Source organism: Streptomyces sp. NPDC048389 (genome assembly GCF_040706335.1).
Taxonomy (GTDB): domain Bacteria; phylum Actinomycetota; class Actinomycetes; order Streptomycetales; family Streptomycetaceae; genus Streptomyces.
In genome coordinates, this window is sequence record NZ_JBEZKP010000112.1 from 3,439 (window position 1) to 5,316 (window position 1,878).

1 rRNA gene (only partly in view) is annotated in these 1,878 nt (G+C 56.9%); it reads left to right on the top strand.

Features of this window, described 5'->3' with window-relative positions:
- Window positions 1–1,830 (top strand): 23S ribosomal RNA (locus AB0903_RS34115); it begins 1,369 nt to the left of the window's first position.
- Window positions 1,831–1,878 lie beyond the last annotated feature (48 nt).

Here is a 1,878-nt window from a genome sequence, read left to right on the forward strand (position 1 = left end):
GTGGGATGGGTAGGGGAGCGTCGTGTGCCGGGTGAAGCAGCCGCGGAAGCGAGTTGTGGACGGTTCACGAGTGAGAATGCAGGCATGAGTAGCGATACACACGTGAGAAACGTGTGCGCCGATTGACTAAGGGTTCCTGGGTCAAGCTGATCTGCCCAGGGTAAGTCGGGACCTAAGGCGAGGCCGACAGGCGTAGTCGATGGACAACCGGTTGATATTCCGGTACCCGCTTTGAAACGCCCAGTACTGAACCAGGCGATGCTAAGTCCGTGAAGCCGCCGGCTGAGTCTTCGGACGAGGTCGGAGTGGTGGAGCCGACGGACCAGACTTGTAGTAGGTAAGCGATGGGGTGACGCAGGAAGGTAGTCCAGCCCGGGCGGTGGTTGTCCCGGGGTAAGGGTGTAGGCCGTGTGACAGGCAAATCCGTCACACATGGGGCTGAGACCTGATGCCGAGCCGATTGTGGTGAAGTGGATGATCCTATGCTGTCGAGAAAAGCCTCTAGCGAGTTTCATGGCGGCCCGTACCCTAAACCGACTCAGGTGGTCAGGTAGAGAATACCGAGGCGTTCGGGTGAACTATGGTTAAGGAACTCGGCAAAATGCCCCCGTAACTTCGGGAGAAGGGGGGCCATCACTGGTGATCCGATTTACTCGGTGAGCTGGGGGTGGCCGCAGAGACCAGCGAGAAGCGACTGTTTACTAAAAACACAGGTCCGTGCGAAGCCGTAAGGCGATGTATACGGACTGACGCCTGCCCGGTGCTGGAACGTTAAGGGGACCGGTTAGTGACCTTTCGGGGTTGCGAAGCTGAGAACTTAAGCGCCAGTAAACGGCGGTGGTAACTATAACCATCCTAAGGTAGCGAAATTCCTTGTCGGGTAAGTTCCGACCTGCACGAATGGCGTAACGACTTCTCGACTGTCTCAACCATAGGCCCGGTGAAATTGCACTACGAGTAAAGATGCTCGTTTCGCGCAGCAGGACGGAAAGACCCCGGGACCTTTACTACAGTTTGATATTGGTGTTCGGTTCGGCTTGTGTAGGATAGGTGGGAGACTGTGAAGCTTGGACGCCAGTTCAGGTGGAGTCGTCGTTGAAATACCACTCTGGTCGTGCTGGATGTCTAACCTGGGTCCGTGATCCGGATCAGGGACAGTGTCTGATGGGTAGTTTAACTGGGGCGGTTGCCTCCTAAAGAGTAACGGAGGCGCCCAAAGGTTCCCTCAGCCTGGTTGGCAATCAGGTGTTGAGTGTAAGTGCACAAGGGAGCTTGACTGTGAGACCGACGGGTCGAGCAGGGACGAAAGTCGGGACTAGTGATCCGGCGGTGGCTTGTGGAAGCGCCGTCGCTCAACGGATAAAAGGTACCCCGGGGATAACAGGCTGATCTTCCCCAAGAGTCCATATCGACGGGATGGTTTGGCACCTCGATGTCGGCTCGTCGCATCCTGGGGCTGGAGTCGGTCCCAAGGGTTGGGCTGTTCGCCCATTAAAGCGGTACGCGAGCTGGGTTTAGAACGTCGTGAGACAGTTCGGTCCCTATCCGCTGTGCGCGTAGGAGTCTTGAGAAGGGCTGTCCCTAGTACGAGAGGACCGGGACGGACGAACCTCTGGTGTGCCAGTTGTCCTGCCAAGGGCATGGCTGGTTGGCTACGTTCGGAAAGGATAACCGCTGAAAGCATCTAAGCGGGAAGCCTGCTTCGAGATGAGGACTCCCACCTCCTTGAGAGGGTAAGGCTCCCAGTAGACGACTGGGTTGATAGGCCGGATATGGAAGCCCTGTAAGGGGTGGAGTTGACCGGTACTAATAGGCCGAGGGCTTGTCCTCAGTTGCTCGCGTCCACTGTGTTAGTTCTGAAGTAACGAACTCGCCCGA